The sequence below is a fragment of the Nisaea sp. genome (genome assembly GCF_017640745.1).
In the GTDB taxonomy this organism is placed as follows: domain Bacteria; phylum Pseudomonadota; class Alphaproteobacteria; order Thalassobaculales; family Thalassobaculaceae; genus Nisaea.
In genome coordinates, this window is sequence record NZ_JAEPQA010000016.1 from 82,152 (window position 1) to 105,057 (window position 22,906).

Consider the following 22,906-nt stretch of genomic DNA (forward strand, 5'->3'; position numbering starts at 1 on the left):
CCTATTCGCGGCGCAGGATCTTGTCCACGATCAGGGATTCGAACCAGTCGGCACGGAAGCCGGCCTGGAGCGCGTCGGGGTCGTATTCCGTCTCGGCCCAGTCGCGGAAGGAGATCCCGGTCTCGTCGTGCCGTGCTGCGAACTGCTCGAAGACATGGTCGACGATGCCGGTCCGGCCATGGCGGAGATGCCCGAAACGCAGGGAAAGCTGATCCATCGCCTCGCGCACCGGCACGCCCTTGACCAGGTGCAGGTAGAGCGTGCTCATCAGCCCGGTGCGGTCGGCGCCCGACTTGCAGTGCATCAGGGTCGGCGCTTCCAGCTTGTCCCAGACCTCGATCGCCTGCTTCAGGATTTCCGGTTTCAGCGGATTGCGTGAACGGATAGGTAGGCTCACGAGCTGGAGTCCCAGACGCTCACAGGCCTCGCGCTCCAGGCGGTAGCGGTAATTGTCTTCCTCGGCACCGCGCAGATTGAGAACGCTCCGGAACCCCTGGTCCGCGAGACGCTCCAGATGCCAGGGCGACGGCTGCGCCGAGCGCCAGAGCTCGTCGCTGACGCGGTGCTTGTTGAGATAGATCGAGCGGACGAACCCGTGGTCCGTCATCATCAGGTGCCACCAGGCACGCAGTCTTTCGGCGCCTTCCAGCGGCGGGAGCGCCGGAACGTTCTCTGTCGAACTGTCTGTCATGGAATCCATATAGCGCACCGGGCGCCGGAAGCGGGGCCTATTTCGGCACCTTGCGCTCGCCGATCATCAGCGTGAAGGGAATGCGGCCGCGCTCGAACACCATCTGCCCCATGGCCGTGACGCACTTGTGTTCCTCGTTCTTGAAGGACGCGTTGATCTCGAAATCGACCATTTCCTTCGGAAACACCTTCTCGTCGACATATTCGGCAAAGGCCCGGATGATGTTGAGCGGTGTCTTCTGCCAGATATCGTCGTCCTCGGTCGTGAAGACGTACTCCTCCTGGTTATCCCCGGTGGCGCTCATTATCGTCGCGACCAAAGTTCTCGACATCGCTCTCTCCTCCTCCGGGCCCGGCCTCGCCGGCTGAAGTATGCCTCTATCCGATCGCCCAGGGGAAATCGGCATCCTCCTCGGCGATGAAAAGCGTGCCCCCGAGGGTCTCCGGAAGCGCCATCCGGAGATACGGCCCGACGCGCTCCGGTTCGAAGCCACGCTCGCGGAAGAAGCTCTCCGTCTGCGCCAGATCGGCGGAGAGGAGCCCGTATCCGGCGACGAGCGGACCTTCGTCGGGCAGTTCCGCGCCCGGAACAAGCTGCTCCAGCCCTTCCTCGTCCGCAATCACCACCCCGCCCCGATCGAGCGGAACGCGCCAGATATGCGGGTTCACCGGCTTTGGCCCGCCCCGGTTCAGGAACCAGCAATAGCGCGCGGCCGTCTTGTCGAGCACCTCGGCGCCGATGATCACGTCGCGCAGGGCGATGATCCCGTTGCCGTGCCGCATCCAGCGGTCCTGCCAGACGATGTCCTCGGTCAGATGGGTGACGTACTGCACGCGGCCTTCGGGCATGTCCTGCGGGCGGACGCGGCAGCAGGTGAAAGCCGCCTCGTCCTCCCCGCCGTCCGGCAGCGTGACTGGCCGCTTCAGATGCACCAGCGGCTGCGGATGGAAGCCGGTCAGGGTGAGGCGCCCCTGGACGCTCTCCGGATCGACGCAGGAGAAGGCGATCAGGTGCAGGCCGACATAGCGGTCGAGCTGCCCCTGGGTCCGCTGCCCGAGTTCCGTCGTGGCATCGGAGACGGCGATCACCTCGATATAGCCTTCCGGCAGCATGATGCAGCGGTTGGCCGTCCCGGACGGCACCGGATCCGAGCTCTCGTCGAGCCGGTGCCGATGCTCCGTGTAGGGTGTCTGCACGAAGCCGAGCCGGTTGAGGTCCCGGTGTGCTTCCGCCATGTCCGGGACGAAATGCGCAATGTGATCGAGGAAGATCTCTTCTCCGACCGGCAATTGGCGCGCCTGTTCCATATCGATGTCTTTCCCGACTTGCTTTCCGAATCTGCGGCGTCACTATGCGAAGAATTCAAGGCACTGAAAAGTCACGGGTTCATGCGTATTCTATTCGGGTGGGAATTCGGCGCCGGTCTCGGCCACATCAATCGGATCAAGCCGATCGCGCGGGCGTTCCGCGAACAGGGTGCGGAGATCTTTCTGGCACTCCAGGAAAACGAGCGCGCTGACGCGTTCTGGAACCCGTCGACGGCCCGCCTGCCGGAAGGCTACCATCTGCTGCCGATCCCGAACTGGCGCATGCCGACCGACCCGAAGGCACGGCAGGTGCCGACCCACTCCTTCGCCGACGTGCTGACCCTGATCGGCTACGGCAACGAATTGGGCTTCGCCGCGCGTATCGAGGCCTGGTGCGGACTTCTCGCCGCCGTGCAGCCGGATCTCGTCGTCGGGGATTTCAGCCCGACGCTGAATATCGCCGCCCGGGGACGCGTGCCCTCGCTCACCATCGGCAACGGCTACACCATGCCGCCGGGCGGGCGCGAGATGCCGCCGATCCGGCCCTGGCAGTCCAAGCTCGAGGCCTTCTCGATCGATCACGAGGCCCGCCTGCTGGAGATGGTGAACAAGGTCCTGCGCCTGCGCGGCGAGGCGAAGCTCGATTTCCTGAGCGACGCCTTCCACGGCGACCGCTCCTTCCCGCTCACCCTGCCGATCGTCGATCCCTATGCGGACAGCCGGAGCGAGGAAACCCTGCCGCCTTTCAACATGCCGACGGGGATCCGCCCGCTTCCGCTGGAGCAGCGCGCGGAAGACGGGGTCTTTTTCTATATGCCGCGCAGCCACCCGAGCCTCAAGACGGTGATGGACGCGCTGAAGCAGAGCAAGCTGAACATCCGGGCCTATATCAGCGGTCTGGGCTCCGAGCAGGCGGCACAGCAAAGTACCGGAACCTTCCAGGTCAGCCCCAGCCCCCTGCCGTTCAACGAGATCATGCCGAAGGCGCGGCTGCTGGTGCATCACGGAGGCCTCTCCACGGCCGTCGCCGGTGCCATGGCCGGGACACCTCAGGCGATCATCCCCTGGAATCTCGAACATCTGGTGACCGCACGCCGGATCGAGACTCTCGGCGGCATCCAGGTCGTGCACAATCCGGAGAAGGAGTTTCCAGGCAAGGCGCTGGCGCAGCTCTTCGTCCGGATGGCGCGCGACGGCCAGCTCGCGGCAACGGCGATCACAGCGGCGGATAACATCGATCCCGGCGATGCGGAAACGGCTCTCAGAACCATCGTCGAAGCCGGGCTGGCTCTGGCGAATTCTTCCGGCGGCTGACACAGTGCCCAAGACAATTTAATTGCAACTCATTCTCAAAATCAATATTGTCGCCTGACCACACGCTGGGAGGGACAGGACGTGCTGCAGCTTCTTACCGGGGTAAGCGCCATGAAGGCGCGCACGGGAAACGGATCGGCCTCTGCCGGAGCATCGGAACCGGCAATCGAGGAATTCGACGCTCTGATCCTCTGGGCGATGCGGCAATGGATGCGGGCGCACAAGGAACGCTGCTGCGCCACCGGCTCTCTGCTCGAGGCCTTTGAATTCTCCGGTCTGGTCGCCGCACTCGCTCCGCTCAACCGGATGATGACCCTGCTGACCCTGGCAAGCCGGCGCGAGCTTGCGATCGCCACCACACCGGCCGCGACGATCAGCATCGACGAGCTTGTCCTGTTGAGGATCCTGAACGCGGCGCGGCACCGGCAACAGGATCTCGTCGAATCGCGTCTCGGCATGTGGATGGAGGCCACCGGGGCGGCAGCAACCGCGCAGGCAGCCCTGCATCTTGCCGGAACCATCTACCGGACAAGCACGCGCCCGGCCGACGCGATGCAGGCCTAAACGAAAAAGGCACCCCACTCCTGCGAGCGGGATGCCTTTCGCGATCTGGTCGTGGTCCGGCGTGCCGGATCAATCCATCTCGTTCGCTTCGGACTGCAGCAGCATGTAGTTCTGGATGCCCATCTTCTCGATCATCCCGAGCTGCGTCTCGATGTAATCGACGTGGCCTTCCTCGTCAGTCAGGATCTCGAGGAAGAGGTCGCGGGTGACGTAGTCGCCGACCTTCTCGCAATGGGCCATACCGGCCTTGTAGTTCGCGATCCCATCATGCTCGAGCTTGAGGTCGCCCTCGAAGATCTCCTTGATGTCCTCGCCGATCAGCAGCTTCTCGAGATACTGCAGGTTCGGAATGCCTTCGAGGAAGAGGATGCGGGCAATCAGCTTCTCCGCATGCTTCATCTCGTCGATGGACTCGTCGTACTCGTGTTTCCCAAGCTTCGAGAAACCCCAATCCTGCAGCATCTTGGCGTGCAGGAAGTACTGGTTGATGGCGGTGAGTTCGCCCTTCAGACCAGCGTTCAGAAACTCGAGAACCTTCTTGTCGCCCTTCATCGGCCTTGCTCCAGAATAGGTGTCCTGGAGGCGAACATACCACTCTTTAGAATAATTCCAAGGGACTTCGCAAAATCTATATTGCGAATAACATTCAATATTACAGTGACTTAGGTAAGATCGACTGACCTAGACGGCATCCGTCACGGCGAGCTCGGCTTCGCTGGTGCGGGCGGCGAGCTGCTCGCGGATGGTGTTCCGGCAGGTTCCGCATTGCGGACGGCATCCGACATTCTGATAGACCTGCCCCACGGTCCGCGCGCCCGAATCGATCGCGCGATCCACACATCGATTTGTAAAGCCGTTGCAAAGACACACATACATCGTGCGAATTCCGCAATTGAGAGTCATTCGCATATGATGACTCTTGCGACTGATTGTCAATACGGAAATTAAGACCGGTTTTGTTCTATATCAATGCAGACTCGAAAAAGTGCTAGAATCTGCCAGTTTTCACCAATTTTCGAGGAAGCAAAATAAGCGGGCGGCCCCGAGAGGCCGCCCTGGTCCGAGCCGAGAGGGAGGGAGCGAAGTCGGATGGCTCGAACTTTACTTTGCCAGCGTATTCCTGCTGGCCTGATACCCTTTTTACGCGTCAAACCTGAACATTTCGTAAACAGAACGCACAAAATACGAAAAGCGTGGCGGGTCTCGCCGGGGCGTGCGAAGAGGCCTTTGTCATGACCGCGAAAACGCTGATGTTCCAGGGAACCGGCTCCGATGTCGGGAAATCCGTTCTGGTCGCCGGGCTCTGCCGGCTGGCGGCCCGGAACGGTCTTCGCGTGCGACCGTTCAAGCCTCAGAACATGTCGAACAATGCCGCCGTCACAGTGGACGGCGGGGAGATCGGCCGGGCGCAGGCGCTGCAGGCGCGCGCCGCTGGGATCGAGCCGCATACGGACATGAACCCGGTGCTGCTGAAACCGGAATCCGAGCTCGGCGCGCAGGTCGTGGTCCAGGGCAAGGTCCGCGGACATGCAAAGGCCCGCGCCTACCAGGCGATGAAGCCCGAGCTGCTCGGCGCGGTGCGGGAGAGCTTCGAGCGCCTGCGCGCCGATGCCGATCTCATCCTCGTCGAGGGTGCCGGCAGCCCCGCAGAGGTCAATCTCCGCGCGGGCGACATCGCCAACATGGGCTTCGCAGAAGCGGTCGACTGCCCTGTCGTCCTGATCGGCGACATCGACCGCGGCGGCGTCATTGCCTCGCTGGTCGGCACCCATAAGGTGATCCCGGAGGCCGACCGGGACCGCATCGCCGCCTTCCTGATCAACAAGTTCCGCGGCGACGTCTCGCTGTTCGACGAGGGATTGCGGATCGTCACGGACCATACCGGCTGGCCCTCTCTCGGCGTCGTTCCCTATTTTCCGGAGGCGCGAAGGCTGCCCGCCGAGGACGCCGTCGCGCTCGAACATGCGGCGCGTGAGGAGGCCGGACCGCTGAAGATCGCCGTGCCACGGCTCTCCCGGATCGCCAATTTCGACGATCTCGACCCGCTGCGGCTCGAACCGGAGGTGACGGTCGATATCGTGGAGCCTGGCCGTCCGCTTCCAGCCGATGCGGCGCTGGTCCTGATCCCCGGCTCCAAATCGACCATCGGCGACCTCAAGGACCTGCGCGCCCAGGGCTGGGACGTGGACATCGCGGCACATGTCCGCCGCGGCGGCCGGGTGCTCGGCATCTGTGGCGGTTACCAGATGCTCGGCCGCCGGGTGCACGATCCGGACGGGCTGGAAGGACCGGCAGGATCGGCAGACGGTCTCGGCCTGCTCGATGTCGAGACCGTGCTGACGCCGGAAAAGGCACTGACCCGGATCACCGGGACGACCGGGGACGGAACCGCCATCGCGGGCTACGAGATCCATATCGGCCGCACCGAGGGCCCCGGCCGCGCCCGTCCGTTCGCCGTCATCGACGGCGGTAGCGGCCCGCACGAGGACGGCGCGCGCTCGCCCGACGGACACATCGCCGGTTCCTATGTCCATGGCATGTTCGCGGCCGACGGCTTTCGCCGCGCCTTCCTCGCGGAACTCGGTGCGGCGCGTTTCGCGGAGACCTCCTTCGAGGTCGAGATCGACGGCGTGCTCGACCGGCTCGCCGACCATCTCGAAAGCCATATCGACACGGCCCGGCTCTTCTCGCTTGCCCGCTGAGCGCGGTCGTCTATGGTGCGCCGGAGTGCTCAACCACGGAGGCTTGCATGGCCCGACGTCTCTTCGTCCTGCTGGTGCTGCTTGCCGCGATCGCCTTTGGCGGACCGGCGCGCGCGGCGGACCTCGAAAACACCCTTTACCTCGATCTCGAATATGGCCGGGTGGAAATCACCCTGCGGCCGGACCTCGCGCCGAACCATGTCGCGCGCATCAAGGAACTCGCCCGCAAGAATTTCTATGACGGGATTATCTTCCACCGCGTGATCGACGGCTTCATGGCGCAGACCGGCGACCCGACCGGCACCGGCATGGGCGGCTCCGGCCAGAAGCTGAAGGCCGAGTTCACCAACGCCCCCTTCGTGCGCGGCACCGTGGGCGCCGCCCGGGCGCGCAATCCGGACAGCGCGGACAGCCAGTGGTTCATCTGCTTCAAGGACTGCCAGTTCCTCAACGGCCAGTACACGGTCTGGGGCGTGGTCTCGAAGGGGATGGAATATGTCGACATGATCAAGCGCGGCGAACCGCCGGCGAACCCAGATCACATCGTCGCGCTGCGCGTCGCCGCGGACGTCAAGTAAACCGGCTCAAGTCTCTCAGACCCGAACACGGAAAAGAAAAAGGATCGAAACGTGAGCGATCAGGAAAACCAACTCTATATCGACCTCGACCACGGCCGCGTGGTCGTCGAACTGAAACCGGATCTGGCGCCGAAGCATGTCGCGCGGGTGAAGGAACTCGCCCGCGAAGGCTTCTATGACGGCATCGTCTTCCACCGGGTGATCGACGGCTTCATGGCGCAGACCGGCGATCCGACCGGCTCCGGCATGGGCGGCTCCGGTCAGAAGCTGGACGCGGAATTCTCCGACGCCCCGTTCCGGCGCGGCACCGTTGGTGCGGCCCGGGCGCAGAACCCGAACAGCGCCGACAGCCAGTTTTTCATCTGCTTCAAGGACGCGCGCTTCCTCGATGGTCAGTACACCGTCTGGGGCGAGGTGGTCGAAGGCATGGAATATGTCGACATGATCAAGCGCGGCGAGCCGCCGGTCGACCCGGACAAGATGGTCAAGGTCCAGGTCGCGGCCGACGCCGAATAACTACTTTCAGGAGCCAAGACCGGCCAGATGGCCGGTCTTGGTCCAGATCAGCGCCTTCTCCGGCGCGCTGAACGCGGCGCGCGCACCCTTCGGAAAGCGCAGCCAGCTCCCGGTCTCGTGGCGCATGCCGCCGCTTTCGACTGCACCTTCCAGCACAAGAAACTCTCCGCCGCCCGGCATCTCGAAGGGCGGCTGCTCCGTGCCCGCTTCGTAGCGGGTGAGGTAGACATGCTCGTCCTCCGCATCAAAGAGCGGCAGCACGGCGATCCCGTCGGCCGCCCCCTCTTCCCAGCGCGCGTCCGGCGCGCGCGTGTCGATCCGCACGAACTCCTGATCCTCTTCCCGCATCTGCCAGAGCTTCACGAAGATCGTGCAGCCCGCGCGGGTGAAGGGCGAATGGCTGGAGCCGACCGGATTGCGGACATACATGCCCGGCCCGTAATCGCCATGCTCGTCGGAGAAAGTGCCGTCGAGCACGAGAAACTCCTCGCCGCCGCCGTGGGTGTGGGCGGAGAACTTGCTGTCCGCCGCGTAGCGCACGATCGTCGTCGCCCGCGCCACTTCGTCCCCGATCCGGTCCAGCATCCGCCGGTCCACGCCGGGCATCGGCGACGGAACCCAGGGCAGCTGGTTGCTGTCGGTCGCGACGAAGCGCGAGAAATCGGCGTTGATCTCCATCGGGGCAGACCCTCTCCGCACTGTTTCAGACGGTCCAGAGGTATGGGCCGAAAGCAAAATTACAATATCGGGGGCCGTTCCGGAGCCGAACGGGTTCCGTTCGGCAACCGGGTCTACACCCCCCGGCCCTAGAGGAACAATGCACCTTCGAGCGGATTGCGCCCTTCCCGGTCCTCGATCTCAAGCACCCAGATATCCGGATCGATTCGGCGCTCGCGCTCCAGCACCGCATCGGCCTCCTTTTCCGGGACCGGCGCATCGCCGGTGCGCGAAAGCCAGGCGAGGCTGCCGTCCATCTCACGGGCGAGTGCCAGTATTGTGAAGCCGGGACCGAGGCGGTTGATCTTCAGATAGACGGCGCCGGCATCGTCGTCGCCAGAGCGCACCACCGTCGCCATGATTCCGAGTGCCATGCACTGCCTGAGACCGGCCTGGACCAGCAATTTCGACTTGAGGCGCGGTGCGCTCATCGGGTACTCCGCCGCGGGCACGCGAGAGAGCGGTGCGCGCTTCGACCAATTGGTAAAAGACTCAGGACTCCGTTGTCTTTCTTTCTTAGACTGTCGCCACGGAATGCAGTCCGTGAACGGGTCCGACGGACCTCAATAAACAGGGATGGCAAAAAATGAAACAGTGGGTACTGGCGGCAATCGCCGCGATCGGTCTCGGCACCGCCGCCGAAGCCGCGGAATTCAAGCCGGCCGTCGTCTTCGACATGGGCGGCAAATTCGACAAGAGCTTCAATGAGGGCGTCTACGAAGGGGCCGAACGTTTCAAGAAGGAAACCGGCACCAGCTATCTCGAGTTCGAGGTCACCAACGAGACCCAGCGCGAGCAGGCGATCCGCCGCATGGCGCGGCGCGGCGCCAACCCGATCCTCGGCGTCGGCTTCGCCCAGGGACCGGCGATCGAGAAGGTCGCCAAGGAATTCCCGGATCTCAGCTTTGCCATCATCGACAGCGTGGTGGACGTGCCGAACGTGCAGTCCATCGTCTTCAACGAGCATGAAGGCTCGTTCCTGGTCGGCGTGCTTGCCGCCAAGGCCTCGAAGACCGGCACCATCAGCTTCGTCGGCGGGATGGACATTCCGCTGATCCGCCGCTTCGCCTGCGGTTATGTCGGCGGCGCCCTCTGGGCGAACGAGGACATCAAGGTGATCCAGAACATGACCGGAAGCACGCCGGCCGCCTGGAACGACCCGACCAAAGGCGCCGAACTCGCGCGCAGCCAGTTCGACCGCGGCTCCGACGTGGTCTTCGCTGCCGCCGGTTCCACCGGCCTCGGCGTGCTGCAGGCGGCGGACGATGCCAAGAAGCTCGCCATCGGCGTCGACAGCAACCAGAACTACCTGCATCCGGGCACCATGCTGACCTCGATGCTCAAACGCGTCGACATCGCCGCCTACAACGTCTTCATGGCCGGCAGCAAGGGCGAGCTGAAGCCGGGGCTCAACGTCCTCGGTCTCGGCGAGAACGGCGTCGGCTGGGCGCTGGACGAGCACAACCAGGCGCTCATCACCGACGAGATGAAGGCGCTCGTCGCCCAGGCGGAAGCCGGCATCAAGTCGGGCGAAATCAAGGTCCATGACTACATGGCCGACAATACCTGCCCGTACTGACGGCACGCGCCCAGACACAGCATGACATCCGATAACATTCGGCCCGTGGCGGGCGGCGGCAAGCCGCCCGCCATCGAGTTGAGGGGCATCTCGAAAAGCTTCGGGCCGGTTCAGGCGAACCGCGACGTGACCTTCAGGGTCATGCCGGGAACGATCCACGGCATCGTCGGCGAGAACGGCGCCGGCAAGTCGACCCTGATGTCGATCCTCTACGGCTTCTACCAGGCCGATGCGGGAGAGATCCTGGTCGACGGGAAGAGCGTGACCATCGAGTCCAGTCGGGCCGCGATCGATCTCGGCATCGGCATGGTGCATCAGCATTTCATGCTGGTGGAAACCATGAGCGTGCTCGACAACGTGATGCTCGGCTCCGAGGGCGGCGCGCTCTTGGAAGCGGGGCAGCAGGCGACGCGGAAGGAACTCGCTCGCCTCTCGAACGATTACGGCCTCACCGTCGATCCGGACGAGCTGATCTCGGATCTCTCGGTCGGCCAGCAGCAGCGTGTCGAAATCCTGAAGGCACTGGTCCGCGGCGCCCGCATCCTCGTGCTGGACGAGCCGACCGGCGTGCTGACACCGCAGGAGGCCGACCGGCTGTTCGAAATTCTCGCCGCGCTGAAGGCGCGCGGCGTCACCATCATCCTGATCACCCACAAGCTGCGCGAAATCCTGGCGGCGACCGACAGCGTCTCGGTGATGCGCCGGGGCGAGATGGTCGCGCACCGGACCACATCCAAGACCAGCGCCGAGGAGCTCGCCGAGCTCATGGTCGGCCGCAAGGTCCTGCTGCGCGTCGACAAGAAACCGGCCGAACCGAAGCAAACGGTGCTCGCGGTCGAGGGATTGACCGTCACCGATAGCCGCGGCGTCGAGCGCGTGAAGAGCGCCTCCTTCCAGGTCCGCGCCGGCGAGATCGTCGGCATTGCCGGGGTTGCCGGCAACGGCCAGAGCGAGCTGCTGCAGGCGCTCGCAGGTATCCAGCGGATCTCGGACGGGTCTTTCAATGTCGGCGGCGCCCGGACCGTTGGGCACGACACCCCGCTCGACCCGCACGAGGCGCGCCGGCTCGGCATCGCCCATGTGCCGGAGGACCGGCACCACATGGGCCTTGTCACCGCCTTCTCCGCCCACGAGAACCACATTCTCGGCCATCACGACTGGCCCGCCTTCAATCGCGGCCTGCTGCTCGACCGGGAGGCCGCGATCGCCGACTGCACGGCCGAGATGGAGCGCTACGACGTCCGCCCGCCGAATCCCGAGCTGACCGCCGCCATGTTCTCCGGCGGCAACCAGCAGAAGATCGTGCTGGCGCGCGAGCTGGAGACGCAGCCGAAGCTGCTTCTGGTGGGTCAGCCGACCCGCGGCGTCGATATCGGCGCCATCGAGTTCATTCACAACACATTGGTCCAGATGCGCGACCGGGGCGCAGCGGTCCTGCTCGTCTCCGTCGAGCTCGACGAGATCATGTCGCTCTCCGACCGGATCCTCGTCATGTCCGCCGGCCGCATCGTCGGCGAGATGGACGCTGCCGGGGCGGATCCGCGCCGCATCGGCCTGATGATGGCGGACATTCCCGAAGACGAGGTCGCATGAGCCAACCGGTCAAACTGCCGCGCTGGATCGATATCGGCGTCATCCCGGCGCTGAACATCCTGGCCGCCCTGCTGGTCTCCGCCCTCGTCATCCTCGCCGTCGGCGAGGATCCGGTGAAGGCGCTGGAAGTGATGCTCTACGGTGCCTTCGGCTATGACGAGGCGATCGGCTACACGCTCTACTACACGACCAATTTCATCTTCACAGGACTCGCCGTCGCGATCGCCTTCCATGCCGGCCTGTTCAATATCGGCGGCGAAGGCCAGGCCTATATCGGCGGGCTCGGAGTCGGGCTGCTGATCCTCGCGCTCGACGGCTGGCTTCCCTGGTACGGTCTCCTGCCGCTGGCCATTCTCGCCGCCGCCCTGTTCGGCGGGGCTTGGGCCGCGGTGCCCGGATGGCTGCAGGCCTATCGCGGCAGCCATATCGTGATCACCACCATCATGTTCAACTTCATCGCCTCGGCGCTGATGGTGCATCTGATGGTGAACGTGCTGATCAAGCCCGGCCAGATGTCGCCGGAAAGCCGGGAATTCGCCGAAAGCGCCTGGTTGCCGCAGGGGCACGAGATCTTCGCCGCTCTCGGGATCGACATCTCCCGCTCACCGCTGAATTTCTCCTTCCTGATCGCGCTGGTCGCCGCCCTGCTGGTGACCCTCTTCATCTGGCGCACGCGCTGGGGGTACGCGATCCGCACGGTCGGGCGGAACGAGACGGCGGCGATCTATGCCGGGATCGACCCGAAGAAGACCGTGTTCTGGACCATGGCGCTCTCCGGCGCGCTCGCCGGCATGGTCGGGATCAACGAGATCATGGGCGTGCAGCACAAGCTGCTGCTGAACTTCACCGCAGGCTACGGCTTCACCGGCATCGCCGTCTCCCTGATGGGCCGCAACCACCCCGTCGGGATCGTCCTCGCCAGCCTGCTCTTCGGCGCGCTCTATCAGGGCGGGGCGGAGCTCGATTTCGAATTCGAGCAGATCACCCGCGACATGGTGGTGGTGATCCAGGGCCTGATCATCCTCTTCTCCGGCGCGCTCGCCTACATGTTCAACCCGATGGTGGCGCGGCTGGTCGGCCGTCTCGCCGCGGCGAAGGGTTAGGAGGGCGAAATGGAAGAAGCCTATCTCCTCGTCCTGCTGACCCTCGACGCAACGCTCAGGGTCGCGACGCCGCTGATCCTCGCCGCCATGGCAGGACTCTTCGCCGAACGCTCCGGCGTCATCGATATAGGCCTCGAGGGCAAGATGCTCGCGGCCGCCTTCGCCGCCGCCGCGACGGCAGCGGCAACCGGGTCGGCCTGGGCCGGGCTACTGGTCGCGATCCTTGTCTCGGTCGCGCTCGCGCTGCTGCACGGCTTCGCCTGCATCACCCACCGCGGCAACCAGGTGGTCAGCGGGGTCGCGATCAACGTCATCGCCTCGGGCCTCACCGTCGTGCTCGGCATCGCCTGGTTCCACCAGGGCGGCCGCACGCCGACGCTGGACGCCGAGTTCCGCTTCACCGAGCACGCGCTGCCTCTTGCCGAGGCCGCACGCAGCATTCCGGTCCTCGGCACCTTCTATGCCGAGGTGATCAGCGGCCACAATTTCCTCGTCTATCTCGCGCTCGCGATGGTTCCGCTTACCTGGTGGGTGGTCTATCGCACCCGTTTCGGCCTGCGCCTGCGCGCGGTCGGCGAGAACCCCGCCGCGGTCGATACCGCCGGCATCAGCGTCACGGGCCTCCGCTACAGCGCGATGGCGATTGCCGGCCTGCTCTGCGGTATTGCCGGCGCCTATCTCTCCACCGCCCATTCCGCCGCCTTCGTGCGCGACATGACGGCGGGCAAGGGCTACATGGCGCTGGCGGCAATGATCTTCGGCAAGTGGAAGCCGGTTCCGGCGCTCTTCGCCTGCCTGCTCTTCGGCTTCCTCGACGCCCTCGCCGTGCGCCTGCAGGGTGTCGAGATCCCGGTGATCGGCGTCTTCCCGGTTCAGCTAATCCAGGCGCTCCCCTATATCCTGACCGTGGTTCTGCTCGCCGGCTTCATCGGCAAGGCGGTGGCACCGAAGGCCAGCGGCACCCCCTATGTGAAGGAGCGGACGTGACCCCTTATTACGATGCGGCCGTTGCGATCCGCAAAGCGCTCCCCGGCCGGGACGCGGCGATCGCCCTGGTGCTGGGCAGCGGGCTCGGTTCCGTCGCCGACGCGGTGGAGGACGCGGCCAGCGTCTCCTTCGCCGAAATCCCCGGCTTTCCGAAACCGAGCGTCGACGGCCATCACGGACACCTCGTGCACGGCACGCTCTCCGGCCGCAAGGTCTTCGTCCTGCAGGGCCGGGCACATGCCTACGAGGGGCACCCGCTCTCCGACGTGGTGCTGCCGGTCCGGGCGATGGAAGCGCTCGGGGTCGAGACCCTGGTCCTGACCAACGCCGCGGGCAGCCTCCGCGAGGAGATGGCGCCGGGCAGCCTGATGATGCTGACCGACCATATCAACTGGTCCGGCGCCAATCCGCTGACCGGTCCGAACGACGCCTCTCTCGGTCCGCGCTTCTTCGACATGACGACGGCCTACGACACCTCGCTGCATGCCGCGCTCCGGCGCAGCGCGGAAGCGGAAGGTGTCACCCTGCACGAAGGCGTCTATCTCTGGGCCCTCGGCCCGAACTTCGAGACCCCGGCGGAAATCCGCGCCTTCCGCATTCTCGGCGCCGACGCCGTCGGCATGTCGACGGTGCCGGAAGTCCTGGCCGCCCGCCATGCGGGCCTCAAGGTTGCCGCAATTTCCGGTATAACCAATTTCGGTGCGGGCATGGTCGCGAACGAGGTTCTCGATCACGCGCATACCCTGGCGCAGGGGGCGACGATCGCCGAGGCCATGACCAAGCTGCTGCTGCAATTCCTGAAGGATCCGATACATGACTGATGCCGCGCGCGCCCTCTCCATGCTCGACCTGACGAGCCTCGGGGAGGACGACTGTCCGGACATCGTCGCAGCCCTGCTGAACAAGGCGGAGACGCCACGGGGCAAGGTCGCGGCGGTCTGCATCTGGCCGCGCTTCGTCGCCCAGGCGAAGACGGCGCTGGAGGGCACCGGGATCCGGGTCGCGACCGTCGCGAACTTCCCGCACGGGCGCCCCGACATCGCGGCCGCGGTCGAGACCACGCACCAGTGCGTGCGCGACGGTGCAGACGAGGTCGACGTGGTCTGGCCCTACGAGGCCTGGCTGAACGGCAACCGCAAGGCCGCCGGCGATCTGGTCGCGGCCTGCAAGGCGGAATGCGGCGACAAGGCGCATCTTAAGGTCATCCTCGAGACAGGCCGGCTGCAGACCGCATCCGCCATCGCCGGCTCCTCGCGCGACGCCATTGCGGCCGGCGCGGATTTCATCAAGACCTCGACCGGCAAGACGCGGATCTCCGCGACGCTCGAAGCGGCCCACATCATGCTGGAAGCGATTCGGGAGAGCGGAAAGCCGGTCGGTCTGAAGCCTTCCGGCGGGATCCGCACCACGGCGCAGGCCGCCGCCTATCTTCGTCTCGCCGACAAGATCATGGGTCCCGACTGGGCGACACCGGAGACCTTCCGTTTCGGCGCCAGCAGCCTGCTCGACGCGTTGCTCGCGACCCTCGACGCGGGACGATAGGGCCACGGCATGCTGACGCAGGAAATCATCCGCAAGAAGCGCGACGGCAAGACGCTCTCCAGCGAAGAGATCGCTCTCTTCGTCGAGCGCATGGCGAAGGACGAGGCGAGCCCGGCACAGATCGCCGCTTTCGGGATGGCCGCGTTCCTCAACGGCATGGAGACGGAGGAGACCGTCGCGCTGACGCTGGCGATGCGGGACAGCGGCAACGTGCTGGAATGGGACGCGAGTGATCTCGGCGGTCCGGTGCTGGACAAGCATTCGACCGGCGGCGTCGGCGACAAGGTCAGCATCATGCTGGCGCCGATGGTCGCGGCGGCGGGTGGCTTCGTGCCGATGATCTCCGGCCGTGGGCTCGGCCATACCGGCGGCACTCTGGACAAGCTCGATTCTATCAAGGGCTACGATACCGCGCCGACGGTGAAGCGCTTCCGCCAGGTGGTCGCCCAGGCCGGATGCGCCATCATCGGGCAGACCGAGGACCTTGCACCCGCCGACCGGCGTTTCTACGCCGTCCGGGATGTCACCGCGACAGTGGAATCGATCCCGCTGATCACCGCCTCGATCCTCTCGAAAAAGCTGGCAGCCGGCCTGCAGGGCCTCGCGATGGACGTGAAGACCGGCTCCGGCGCCTTCATGGCCGACCTCGAAGGATCCCGCGCCCTTGCCCGCTCCATCGTCGACGTCGCGAACGGCGCCGGGCTGCCGACGACGGCCCTGATCACCGACATGAACCAGGTGCTCGGCCACAGCGCCGGCAACGCGCTCGAGATCCGGGAGGTCATCGACTATCTGACCGGCGAGCGCCGGGACGAGCGTCTGCATGAGGTGGTTATCGCCCTCGGCGCGGAGATGCTGGTGACCGGCGGCCTCGCCAAGGACCGGGAGAGCGCCCGCACCACCCTGCTCGGCACCCTCGCTTCCGGCGCCGCGGCGGAACGCTTCGAGCGCATGGTCTCCGGCCTTGGCGGGCCGACACATTTGCTGCGCGAGACCTCGGCCCTGAAGACCGCGCCCCATACCGCCGCCGTGCTGCCGGACAGGCCCGGCACCGTGACAAGCATCGATACACGTCAGGTCGGCCTCGCCGTGGTCGAACTCGGCGGCGGCCGGCGCCGGGCCGAAGACAATATCGATCACTCGGTCGGCCTGACCGAGATCGCCGGGCTCGGCGAGGATGTCGGGCCGGAGCATCCGCTTGCCCTCGTCCACGCACGGAGCGCCGCCGACGCGGAACGCGCGGCAGAGACGTTGAGACAGGCCTTCAAGACCGTCGGCAAGGCGAAGGCGCCCGGTCCCGTGATCCTTGAGACGGTGACCGCATGAAACGCGCCTTCCTCATCGTGCTCGATTCCGTCGGCATCGGCGGCGCTCCGGACGCCGCCGCCTTCGGGGACACAGGGTCGGACACGGTAGGCCATATCGCGGAGGCCTGCGCCGCCGGACGCGGCGACAATGCGGAGCGGAGCGGGCCGCTGCATCTGCCCAATCTCTGCCGGCTCGGTCTCGGGAACGCCTCGGAGGCGAGCACGGGACGGCTTCCGCCCGGTCTCACCAAGGCCCCTGACGATGCGGCCTGGGGCTACGCCTCCGAGACCAGCAACGGCAAGGACACGCCGAGCGGGCACTGGGAGCTTTGCGGCGTGCCGGTCAGTTTCGACTGGGGCTATTTCCCGATGACGGAACCCTGTTTTCCGCGCGAGCTGATGGAACAACTGGTCGAGGCCGGCAACCTGCCCGGCTGGCTCGGCGACCGCCATGCGAGCGGCACCGTGATCATCGAGGAACTGGGCGAGGAACATATCCGCACCGGCAAACCCATCGTCTACACCTCGGCCGACAGCGTGCTGCAGATCGCCGCGCACGAGGAGCATTTCGGCCTCGACCGGCTGCTGAAGCTCTGCGAGACGGCGCGCGAACTGGTCGATCCGCTCAATATCGGCCGGGTCATCGCCCGTCCTTTCGTCGGAGAGACGCCGGAGACCTTCAAGCGGACGGCGAACCGGCGCGACTACTCGGTCCTGCCGCCCGAGCCGACGCTGCTGCGCCGCCATGCGGATCGGGGCGGGCAAGTGATCTCCGTCGGCAAGATCGGCGATATCTTCGCCCATGACGGCACCGGCCGCGAGGTGAAGGCGCCGGACAACGATGCGATGTTCGACCTGCTGCTTGCAGAGACTCGGACGGCCGGCAAGAACGCGCTCATCGTGGTGAACTTCGTCGATTTCGACGTTCATTACGGCCACCGCCGCGATCCGGCGGGCTATGCCGCCGCGCTGGAACATTTCGACCGGAGGCTGCCCGAATTCGAGGCCCTGCTCGGTCCGGGCGACCTAGCGATCATCACCGCCGATCACGGCTGCGACCCGACCTGGCCGGGAAGCGACCACACGCGCGAGAACATCCCGGTCCTCATCCTCGGCGGGGCGCGTCCCGGCGGTCCGGTCGGACACCTTTCAAGTTTCTCTGATGTAGGTCAAACTCTGGCCCGGCATCTCGGGATCAGCGACATGCCGCACGGCCGCGCATTCGCGCCGGCAGCCTGAGGAGGACGGCGATGAAGATGTTCCGCGACCTGTTCCTCATCGCGTTCATCGCCTGCGGGGCCGTCGGCGGATCGCAGCTTCCGCAGCTTGTCCAGGAGTACGAGCAACGCCTCGGCGGCGCCCGGGACGAGGCGATGGCGGCGCACCGCCAGGATGTCGCTGAAGCCTCCGCCTTCGGGCTAACCCTTGAAGGCTTTGCCGAGCGCTACCGGGCTTCGGAAGACCAGGCGGTGCAGGCCGGCGCCGACCGGATGCTGCAGCGACGCGACCGGGCGGAAAACCTAGACGCGGCATACCGGGAACTGCAGGCCGCGCCCTATCTGCTGCGGCCCTGGGCGGCCTTCACCCATGTCGATACCGCGATCGCCGAAGCCGCCTGGAACTCCTACAAACCCACTCTGACGCTCGACATACGGTTCGGGATCGCCGGCATCCTGCTCGGCTGGATCCTGCACGCCTTTCTCTCGCTGATCTGGCGCGCCATATTCCGCCGTCCGCCGGAAGAGCGGAACCGGTTCCGCCGTGCCTGAAGATCTCAAGGGCCTGACCGTGCGGATCGCCGCCTGCCGGATCTGCGCGGAACACCTTCCGCTCGGCCCGCGTCCGGTCGTGGTGCCCCGTCCGACCGCACGGGTCCTGATCGTCGGCCAGGCACCCGGCACAAAGGTGCACGAGAGCGGCATTCCCTGGAACGACCGCTCCGGCGACCGGCTACGTGAATGGCTCGGGCTCGACCGCGAGACCTTCTACAACTCGGAACGGATCGCCATCATGCCGATGGGATTCTGCTATCCGGGCGTGCTGCCGAACGGCGGCGATGCGCCGCCGCGTCCAGAATGTGCCGCCGAGTGGCACGACCCGCTGCTCGCCCACATGCCGGAGATCGAACTGGTCGTGCTCGCGGGCATGTATGCCCAGGCGCACTATCTCGGCAAGGCGCGGAAGAAAACGCTGACGGAAACGGTGGAGAGCTGGCGCGAGTACGGGCCGCGCTACCTGCCGCTGCCGCATCCGAGCTGGCGCAGCGGCAATCTCCTGAAGAAGAATCCCTGGATCGAGGCTGAGATCCTGCCGCATCTCCGCGGCGAGGTGGCACGGCTGCTCGGCTGACCTAGAGGCTGGAGCGTTTCAGACGCGGCTTCTTCAGGCCGAGCTTGGTCTCGCGATAAAGGATAAAGAGACCGGCACCGGCGATGATCGCGGCACCCGCGATGACCTGACCGGAGGGCACGCTGTCGAACACCAGATAGCCGAGCGGCACGGCCCAGATCATGGCGGTGTAGTCGAACGGTGCGACCACCGCCGTCGGCGCCTGCCGGAAGGCTTCGGTCATGAAGATCTGCGCCACGCCGCCGATCACGCCGACACCCGCAAGCAGAGCAAGGTCCATCGGCTCAGGCGTCACCCATTCGAACGGCATCAGGACACCGCCGAGAATGACCCCGGCGAGGGTGAAATAGAAGACCGTCGCGGCGCTGCTGTCGATCGTGCCGAGCTTGCGCATCACCACCATGATGCAGCCATAGGCGAAGGCCGCTGCGAGGGCGAGCAGCGCGTAGAAGCTGATCCCGCTGCCGTCCGGAGCGGCGGCCAGGACCACTCCGGAAAACCCGATGAGAACAGCGGAGATACGGCGGATGCCGACCTTCTCGCCGAGGAAGGGGATCGCCAGCAGGGTGCCGAAGAGCGGCGCCGAATAACTGATCGTGACGTAGGAGGCGAAGTCCATGTTGGCGAGCGCATAGAAACCGACGAACATCGAGAGCACGCCGATGGTCGCGCGCAGGAACTGCAGGTCCGGCCGCTTGGTCGCGAGCGCGCGCCAGCCGCCCTGGTTCGGCAGATAGAGCATCAGGGGGATCAGCGCCGGAAGGCTGCGGAAGAAGATGATCTGGGAGGTCGGATAATGGTCGCCCAGCCCCTTCACGAGCACGCCCATGATCGAGAACAGGAAGATGGCGGTGACCTGGCAGGCAATCCCGCGTCCATAGCCGGCCGGTGCGGCAGCTGCTGTAATGGCGGCGGGCATCGCGCGGCCTCCTTCGGGCAACAATTCTTGAAGCCTACGCCCCCATGCGCCGGCTCACTCATGCAAAGATTGCAGGCCAGCCGGTTAACGAAGTTATAACGCTATGAGAAAAAAGGATAATTCGTCGCATTCAGAATGCGAACGTCGCATATGGACCAGTTTTGCGGTCAGCCGAGCCGGAAGAACGGCCTGAATCTCACCCCGATGACATTGCCGACGATCGCAACCGCGATCCAGACCCAGCCATGCAGGCTGGTCGAGGCGACACCGGAGAAGAAGGCACCGATATTGCACCCGTAGGCCAGCCGCGCGCCGTAGCCCAGCATCAGCCCGCCGATGACCGCCGCAATAAAGGGCCGCCATCCCATGGCCAGCGTGGGCGCGACCTTGCCGGCGAGCGAGGCGGCGATCCCGGCGCCGAGGATGATGCCGATATTCATCAGCGAGGTCGGCTCCTCGAGCAGCCCCTGACGGAGTGCTCCCTGGCGCCATTCGACCGCCCAGAAGGTGCTGCTGTTCGGGTCCCAGCCGAACAGCTCCGCCGCCTTCGCGCCCCAGAGCGTGAAGCCCCATGTCACGCCCCAGGGGTAGCCCTTGGCGAGAAGGGTGGCGTAGGCAAGCACGGCGAGCGCCAGCGCGCCGAGCAGCAGAGGCCAGGGCCCCTGCAGCAGAGTGCGCCCGTTCAGCGGATGATTGCGGTCCCAGAGCGGTTTCTTCAGCCGCGCCCCCCAGAGCCAGAGAGCGCCTAGAATCGCCGCGAGCGCGCCGACCTGCATCAGGACAGCAAGCGTATATCCGAACTCGCGGCCGAGAGAGACCGCGCCGAGCGACGGCAGGCTGTGCCAGAACGGAATATCGAGCGAGCCCCAGAAGGACCCGGCGCAGAAGAAGACCAGCACGACCATCATCCGCGCGTTGCCGCCGCCCGCGGTAAAAAGCGTGCCGGAAGCGCAGCCGCCGGCGATCTGCATGCCGAGGCCGAAAATGAAGGCGCCGGTAACCAGCGAGACATTGAGCGGCGCCACCGCGCCGCCGGCCTTGAAGCCGAAGGCCTCGCCGTCGTTCAGAACCGTCGCAAAAAGGATCATCGCGACCGTCAGCATCACCGCCTGCGCGACGATTCCGCTCAGATCCCGGCTCTGGATCAGGTTCCGATAGGCCGCGGTGAAGCCGAAGGCGGCATGATAGAGCGCGACCCCGAGCCCGCCTCCGATGACCAGCAGGGCAAGGCGCCGGGGCTCCCCGTCGAGCAGATGCAGCGCCGCGATCGCGGCGAAGATCCCGCCAAGGACCAGGGCGAGCGGCTTCTGCGGCAGCGGATATGTCGGGACGGCAATGCTCATGGCGCCCCTCTTACCCGCCGCTCCCCTTTTTCGCAATGTCGAGAATGGCACGAACGTCTTCGTCGAGTTCGGCCCCGAGCGTGTCCAGCGCCGGGACCTCGTAGGCCCCGAAGACGTGGGATGGCAGCCGGTAGGTCACGCGCGCGGTACCGTCGTTGCCCTCGGTCACATAGACTCGGATCGGCGCCTCGATACCCGCCGCCTCGGAGGCCGCCAGCATGCGCACCGCATAGGCCGGCTTGAAGAAGAAGAAGACCCGGTTGCCCGGAACGGTCACGCCTTGCGACTGCGCGGCGCAGGTCGCGCAGGCCACGCCGACAATGTTGAAGCCCTGAACCTTGATCGCCTCCGGCAGAGCCTTGACGAAGGCGTCGAACGGCCGGCCGGTCTCGACCGTGACGGTTCCCGAATAGGGATTCCGGATTTCCGCGACGGCAGCGGAACTTCCCGCCACCGACCAGATCAGACACACAAACAGGGCCGCAAAGATCCGTCTCATGGGCCAATCCTCCCGAGAATGTCAGGACCGATTAGCCACGGATCTAAGGGAACGGGAAATAAACAGCGCGTGACGGATGCGAGAGCTATTGCAGCAGGCGCGGCGACGGCACATCCGCGTGGCCCGCGATCTCGTTCGCGAGCGGTCCCGCCTGATGGTGCACCAGCACCCAGTCGGAAGATTCGAGAGCGAAGATGTTGGTCGCAGTCAGCGTCTCGCCGCCAATCCGCTCATAGCAGACCACCAGCGCCAGCTCCTCGCTCAGGAAATGCACCTTCGGCTCGAGGCATTGCAGAGAGGTGCGCACCGGGCCGGACAGGATCTGCGCCCAGCTCTCCATCACCGCATCACGGCCGAAGATCGGGGTCGCGCCGGGATGGATGCAGCTCACGTGCATCTCGCCCGCCCAGAGCGCTTCCATCGCCGCCAGATCGCGGGTCGTGAAGGCGTTGTAGAACGCCTCGTTGCGGATCAGCACGTCAGACTGCCGGGCCCTGCTCATCCGTTGCACGCCGCTCCCCCACTTCCGGTCGCCGGGGTCTAGTAGGTCGCCCGGCCTCCGGAACAATCGAATACGCCACCGGTGCTGAAGCTGCAATCCTCGGAGGAAAGCCAGGCGACCAGATTCGCGATTTCACCGACCTCGCCGAACCGCTTCATCGGAATCTTCGAAAGCATGAAGGCGATAAACTCATCGGTCATCTGATCGAAGATGTCGGTCTTCACCGCGGCCGGCGTGACGCAGTTCACAGTCACGCCGCTCTCCGCCAGCTCCTTGCCGAGGGATTTGGTGAGACCGATCACTCCCGCCTTCGCCGCACTGTAGGCGGGCGCGTTGGGGTTGCCCTCCTTGCCCGCGACGGAGGCGATATTGACGATCCGCCCATACTTGTTGCGCAGCATGTAGGGCACCGCCGCGCGGCAGCAGAGGAAGGTGCCGGTCAGGTCGATATCGATCACCTTGCGCCAGTCCGCGACGCCATATTGCCAGGTCGTCGTGTTCGGCCCGGTGATACCGGCGCTGTTGACCATGATGTCGAGACGGCCGAACTCGCGCTCGACCTCGGCGGCGGCGCGGTCGACCGCGCCGTCGTCGGTGACGTCGACCGTTGCCGTGTGGATCGTGCCGCCGATCTCGGCGGCAGTTTCCTCGAGCTTGGCCGCATCCGCGTCCCAGAGGCTGACCGAGGCGCCCGCGGCGGACAGCCGCGCCGCGACCGCCTTACCGATCCCGCGCGCGCCGCCGGTAACGACGGCGGCACGCCCGGAGAAGTCGTAATCGACCATGGGCCGGCG

At 65.6% G+C, this 22,906-nt stretch carries 27 protein-coding genes; 15 read left to right on the top strand and 12 right to left on the bottom strand.

Going from position 1 to position 22,906, the window contains the following annotated elements; translation table 11 throughout:
* Position 1 precedes the first annotated feature (1 nt).
* The 3 genes from JJ959_RS12745 to JJ959_RS12755 are packed head-to-tail and all read right to left on the bottom strand — an operon-like array spanning position 2 to position 1,998.
* Entirely contained in the window at positions 2-700 is a 699-nt protein-coding gene (locus JJ959_RS12745) for a sulfur transferase domain-containing protein (protein ID WP_292884142.1), read from the bottom strand.
* Between the two features lie 28 nt (positions 701-728).
* On the bottom strand, positions 729-1,022 hold the full coding sequence (locus JJ959_RS12750) for a hypothetical protein (protein ID WP_292884143.1): 294 nt from the start codon (positions 1,020-1,022) through the stop codon (positions 729-731).
* Positions 1,023-1,068: 46 nt separating this feature from the next.
* Positions 1,069-1,998: a VOC family protein gene (locus tag JJ959_RS12755; protein ID WP_292884144.1), complete on the bottom strand. Its 930-nt coding sequence runs from the start codon at positions 1,996-1,998 to the stop codon at positions 1,069-1,071.
* Positions 1,999-2,079: 81 nt separating this feature from the next.
* Here JJ959_RS12755 and JJ959_RS12760 point away from each other — a divergent pair, with 81 nt between their 5' ends.
* Both JJ959_RS12760 and JJ959_RS12765 read left to right on the top strand, forming a co-directional pair.
* Positions 2,080-3,312, top strand: a complete 1,233-nt coding sequence (locus JJ959_RS12760) for a nucleotide disphospho-sugar-binding domain-containing protein (RefSeq protein ID WP_292884145.1) — start codon at positions 2,080-2,082, stop codon at positions 3,310-3,312.
* Between the two features lie 81 nt (positions 3,313-3,393).
* Positions 3,394-3,876 carry a hypothetical protein gene (locus JJ959_RS12765; protein WP_292884146.1) on the top strand — a complete coding sequence of 161 codons (483 nt, stop codon included), beginning with the start codon at positions 3,394-3,396 and terminating at the stop codon, positions 3,874-3,876.
* Positions 3,877-3,945: 69 nt separating this feature from the next.
* On the opposite strand, the gene bfr is transcribed toward JJ959_RS12765, so the two are convergent.
* Positions 3,946-4,428, bottom strand: coding sequence for a bacterioferritin (bfr, locus tag JJ959_RS12770; RefSeq protein ID WP_292884147.1), 483 nt, complete (start codon positions 4,426-4,428; stop codon positions 3,946-3,948).
* A gap of 129 nt (positions 4,429-4,557) precedes the next feature.
* Positions 4,558-4,785 carry a (2Fe-2S)-binding protein gene (locus JJ959_RS12775; RefSeq protein ID WP_366817045.1) on the bottom strand — a complete coding sequence of 76 codons (228 nt, stop codon included), beginning with the start codon at positions 4,783-4,785 and terminating at the stop codon, positions 4,558-4,560.
* Positions 4,786-5,108: 323 nt separating this feature from the next.
* On the opposite strand from JJ959_RS12775, the gene JJ959_RS12780 reads away from it, so the two are divergent.
* The 3 genes from JJ959_RS12780 to JJ959_RS12790 are packed head-to-tail and all read left to right on the top strand — an operon-like array spanning position 5,109 to position 7,672.
* Positions 5,109-6,578 (top strand): cobyric acid synthase, encoded by a 1,470-nt coding sequence (locus tag JJ959_RS12780; RefSeq protein ID WP_292884149.1) that lies wholly within the window; start codon positions 5,109-5,111, stop codon positions 6,576-6,578.
* A 47-nt stretch (positions 6,579-6,625) separates the two neighbouring features.
* On the top strand, positions 6,626-7,156 hold the full coding sequence (locus JJ959_RS12785) for a peptidylprolyl isomerase (protein WP_292884150.1): 531 nt from the start codon (positions 6,626-6,628) through the stop codon (positions 7,154-7,156).
* 51 nt (positions 7,157-7,207) lie between these two features.
* Positions 7,208-7,672, top strand: a complete 465-nt coding sequence (locus tag JJ959_RS12790) for a peptidylprolyl isomerase (RefSeq protein WP_292884151.1) — start codon at positions 7,208-7,210, stop codon at positions 7,670-7,672.
* Positions 7,673-7,678: 6 nt separating this feature from the next.
* Here the strand turns inward: JJ959_RS12790 and JJ959_RS12795 are convergent, their stop codons facing one another.
* On the bottom strand, positions 7,679-8,350 hold the full coding sequence (locus tag JJ959_RS12795) for a cupin domain-containing protein (RefSeq protein ID WP_292884152.1): 672 nt from the start codon (positions 8,348-8,350) through the stop codon (positions 7,679-7,681).
* Between the two features lie 128 nt (positions 8,351-8,478).
* Complete coding sequence (locus JJ959_RS12800) at positions 8,479-8,820, bottom strand: DUF1491 family protein (protein WP_292884153.1); 342 nt, start codon at positions 8,818-8,820, stop codon at positions 8,479-8,481.
* A gap of 155 nt (positions 8,821-8,975) precedes the next feature.
* On the opposite strand from JJ959_RS12800, the gene JJ959_RS12805 reads away from it, so the two are divergent.
* Genes JJ959_RS12805 through JJ959_RS12850 form a run of 10 tightly spaced genes read left to right on the top strand, consistent with a single transcriptional unit; the run spans position 8,976 to position 18,849 of the window.
* Positions 8,976-9,968 (top strand): BMP family ABC transporter substrate-binding protein, encoded by a 993-nt coding sequence (locus JJ959_RS12805; protein WP_292884154.1) that lies wholly within the window; start codon positions 8,976-8,978, stop codon positions 9,966-9,968.
* Between the two features lie 21 nt (positions 9,969-9,989).
* Entirely contained in the window at positions 9,990-11,561 is a 1,572-nt protein-coding gene (locus JJ959_RS12810; protein WP_292884155.1) for an ABC transporter ATP-binding protein, read from the top strand.
* A complete protein-coding gene (locus JJ959_RS12815; RefSeq protein WP_292884156.1) occupies positions 11,558-12,664 on the top strand; it encodes an ABC transporter permease in 1,107 nt (368 codons plus the stop codon). The genes JJ959_RS12810 and JJ959_RS12815 overlap by 4 nt, the downstream gene beginning before the upstream one ends.
* Before the next feature lie 9 nt (positions 12,665-12,673).
* Positions 12,674-13,651, top strand: coding sequence for an ABC transporter permease (locus JJ959_RS12820; RefSeq protein ID WP_292884157.1), 978 nt, complete (start codon positions 12,674-12,676; stop codon positions 13,649-13,651).
* Entirely contained in the window at positions 13,648-14,472 is an 825-nt protein-coding gene (locus JJ959_RS12825; RefSeq protein WP_292884158.1) for a purine-nucleoside phosphorylase, read from the top strand. The genes JJ959_RS12820 and JJ959_RS12825 overlap by 4 nt, the downstream gene beginning before the upstream one ends.
* Positions 14,465-15,193, top strand: coding sequence for a deoxyribose-phosphate aldolase (gene deoC / locus JJ959_RS12830; RefSeq protein WP_292884159.1), 729 nt, complete (start codon positions 14,465-14,467; stop codon positions 15,191-15,193). The genes JJ959_RS12825 and deoC overlap by 8 nt, the downstream gene beginning before the upstream one ends.
* A gap of 9 nt (positions 15,194-15,202) precedes the next feature.
* Positions 15,203-16,519 (top strand): thymidine phosphorylase, encoded by a 1,317-nt coding sequence (gene deoA / locus JJ959_RS12835; RefSeq protein ID WP_292884160.1) that lies wholly within the window; start codon positions 15,203-15,205, stop codon positions 16,517-16,519.
* Positions 16,516-17,739: a phosphopentomutase gene (locus JJ959_RS12840; RefSeq protein WP_292884161.1), complete on the top strand. Its 1,224-nt coding sequence runs from the start codon at positions 16,516-16,518 to the stop codon at positions 17,737-17,739. The genes deoA and JJ959_RS12840 overlap by 4 nt, the downstream gene beginning before the upstream one ends.
* A gap of 11 nt (positions 17,740-17,750) precedes the next feature.
* Positions 17,751-18,269 carry a DUF2937 family protein gene (locus JJ959_RS12845; RefSeq protein WP_292884162.1) on the top strand — a complete coding sequence of 173 codons (519 nt, stop codon included), beginning with the start codon at positions 17,751-17,753 and terminating at the stop codon, positions 18,267-18,269.
* On the top strand, positions 18,262-18,849 hold the full coding sequence (locus tag JJ959_RS12850; RefSeq protein ID WP_292884163.1) for a uracil-DNA glycosylase family protein: 588 nt from the start codon (positions 18,262-18,264) through the stop codon (positions 18,847-18,849). Before JJ959_RS12845 ends, JJ959_RS12850 begins: the two co-directional genes overlap by 8 nt.
* A gap of 1 nt (position 18,850) precedes the next feature.
* Here the strand turns inward: JJ959_RS12850 and JJ959_RS12855 are convergent, their stop codons facing one another.
* The 5 genes from JJ959_RS12855 to JJ959_RS12875 form a co-directional block, all read right to left on the bottom strand.
* Positions 18,851-19,768, bottom strand: a complete 918-nt coding sequence (locus JJ959_RS12855) for a DMT family transporter (protein ID WP_292884164.1) — start codon at positions 19,766-19,768, stop codon at positions 18,851-18,853.
* 167 nt (positions 19,769-19,935) lie between these two features.
* Positions 19,936-21,111, bottom strand: coding sequence for a YeeE/YedE family protein (locus JJ959_RS12860; RefSeq protein ID WP_292884165.1), 1,176 nt, complete (start codon positions 21,109-21,111; stop codon positions 19,936-19,938).
* Positions 21,112-21,121: 10 nt separating this feature from the next.
* Positions 21,122-21,610 (bottom strand): DUF302 domain-containing protein, encoded by a 489-nt coding sequence (locus tag JJ959_RS12865; RefSeq protein ID WP_292884166.1) that lies wholly within the window; start codon positions 21,608-21,610, stop codon positions 21,122-21,124.
* Positions 21,611-21,695: 85 nt separating this feature from the next.
* The gene (locus JJ959_RS12870; RefSeq protein WP_292884167.1) at positions 21,696-22,112 is read right to left on the bottom strand and encodes a nuclear transport factor 2 family protein; all 417 of its coding nucleotides are present in this window, start codon (positions 22,110-22,112) and stop codon (positions 21,696-21,698) included.
* 38 nt (positions 22,113-22,150) lie between these two features.
* On the bottom strand, positions 22,151-22,897 hold the full coding sequence (locus JJ959_RS12875) for an SDR family NAD(P)-dependent oxidoreductase (RefSeq protein WP_292884168.1): 747 nt from the start codon (positions 22,895-22,897) through the stop codon (positions 22,151-22,153).
* Between the last annotated feature and the right edge of the window lie 9 nt (positions 22,898-22,906).

Coding starts and splice junctions, on each gene's coding strand:
- JJ959_RS12870 (WP_292884167.1), bottom strand. CDS start 22,112: ATGAGCAGGGCCCGGCAGTCTGACGTGCTGATCCGCAACGAGGCGTTC.
- deoC (WP_292884159.1), top strand. CDS start 14,465: ATGACTGATGCCGCGCGCGCCCTCTCCATGCTCGACCTGACGAGCCTC.
- JJ959_RS12815 (WP_292884156.1), top strand. CDS start 11,558: ATGAGCCAACCGGTCAAACTGCCGCGCTGGATCGATATCGGCGTCATC.
- JJ959_RS12750 (WP_292884143.1), bottom strand. CDS start 1,022: ATGTCGAGAACTTTGGTCGCGACGATAATGAGCGCCACCGGGGATAAC.
- JJ959_RS12810 (WP_292884155.1), top strand. CDS start 9,990: ATGACATCCGATAACATTCGGCCCGTGGCGGGCGGCGGCAAGCCGCCC.
- JJ959_RS12875 (WP_292884168.1), bottom strand. CDS start 22,897: ATGGTCGATTACGACTTCTCCGGGCGTGCCGCCGTCGTTACCGGCGGC.
- JJ959_RS12820 (WP_292884157.1), top strand. CDS start 12,674: ATGGAAGAAGCCTATCTCCTCGTCCTGCTGACCCTCGACGCAACGCTC.
- JJ959_RS12775 (WP_366817045.1), bottom strand. CDS start 4,785: ATGCGAATGACTCTCAATTGCGGAATTCGCACGATGTATGTGTGTCTT.
- JJ959_RS12780 (WP_292884149.1), top strand. CDS start 5,109: ATGACCGCGAAAACGCTGATGTTCCAGGGAACCGGCTCCGATGTCGGG.
- JJ959_RS12865 (WP_292884166.1), bottom strand. CDS start 21,610: ATGAGACGGATCTTTGCGGCCCTGTTTGTGTGTCTGATCTGGTCGGTG.
- JJ959_RS12840 (WP_292884161.1), top strand. CDS start 16,516: ATGAAACGCGCCTTCCTCATCGTGCTCGATTCCGTCGGCATCGGCGGC.
- JJ959_RS12745 (WP_292884142.1), bottom strand. CDS start 700: ATGGATTCCATGACAGACAGTTCGACAGAGAACGTTCCGGCGCTCCCG.
- JJ959_RS12800 (WP_292884153.1), bottom strand. CDS start 8,820: ATGAGCGCACCGCGCCTCAAGTCGAAATTGCTGGTCCAGGCCGGTCTC.
- bfr (WP_292884147.1), bottom strand. CDS start 4,428: ATGAAGGGCGACAAGAAGGTTCTCGAGTTTCTGAACGCTGGTCTGAAG.
- JJ959_RS12805 (WP_292884154.1), top strand. CDS start 8,976: ATGAAACAGTGGGTACTGGCGGCAATCGCCGCGATCGGTCTCGGCACC.
- JJ959_RS12845 (WP_292884162.1), top strand. CDS start 17,751: ATGAAGATGTTCCGCGACCTGTTCCTCATCGCGTTCATCGCCTGCGGG.
- JJ959_RS12795 (WP_292884152.1), bottom strand. CDS start 8,350: ATGGAGATCAACGCCGATTTCTCGCGCTTCGTCGCGACCGACAGCAAC.
- deoA (WP_292884160.1), top strand. CDS start 15,203: ATGCTGACGCAGGAAATCATCCGCAAGAAGCGCGACGGCAAGACGCTC.
- JJ959_RS12860 (WP_292884165.1), bottom strand. CDS start 21,111: ATGAGCATTGCCGTCCCGACATATCCGCTGCCGCAGAAGCCGCTCGCC.
- JJ959_RS12760 (WP_292884145.1), top strand. CDS start 2,080: ATGCGTATTCTATTCGGGTGGGAATTCGGCGCCGGTCTCGGCCACATC.
- JJ959_RS12755 (WP_292884144.1), bottom strand. CDS start 1,998: ATGGAACAGGCGCGCCAATTGCCGGTCGGAGAAGAGATCTTCCTCGAT.
- JJ959_RS12855 (WP_292884164.1), bottom strand. CDS start 19,768: ATGCCCGCCGCCATTACAGCAGCTGCCGCACCGGCCGGCTATGGACGC.
- JJ959_RS12785 (WP_292884150.1), top strand. CDS start 6,626: ATGGCCCGACGTCTCTTCGTCCTGCTGGTGCTGCTTGCCGCGATCGCC.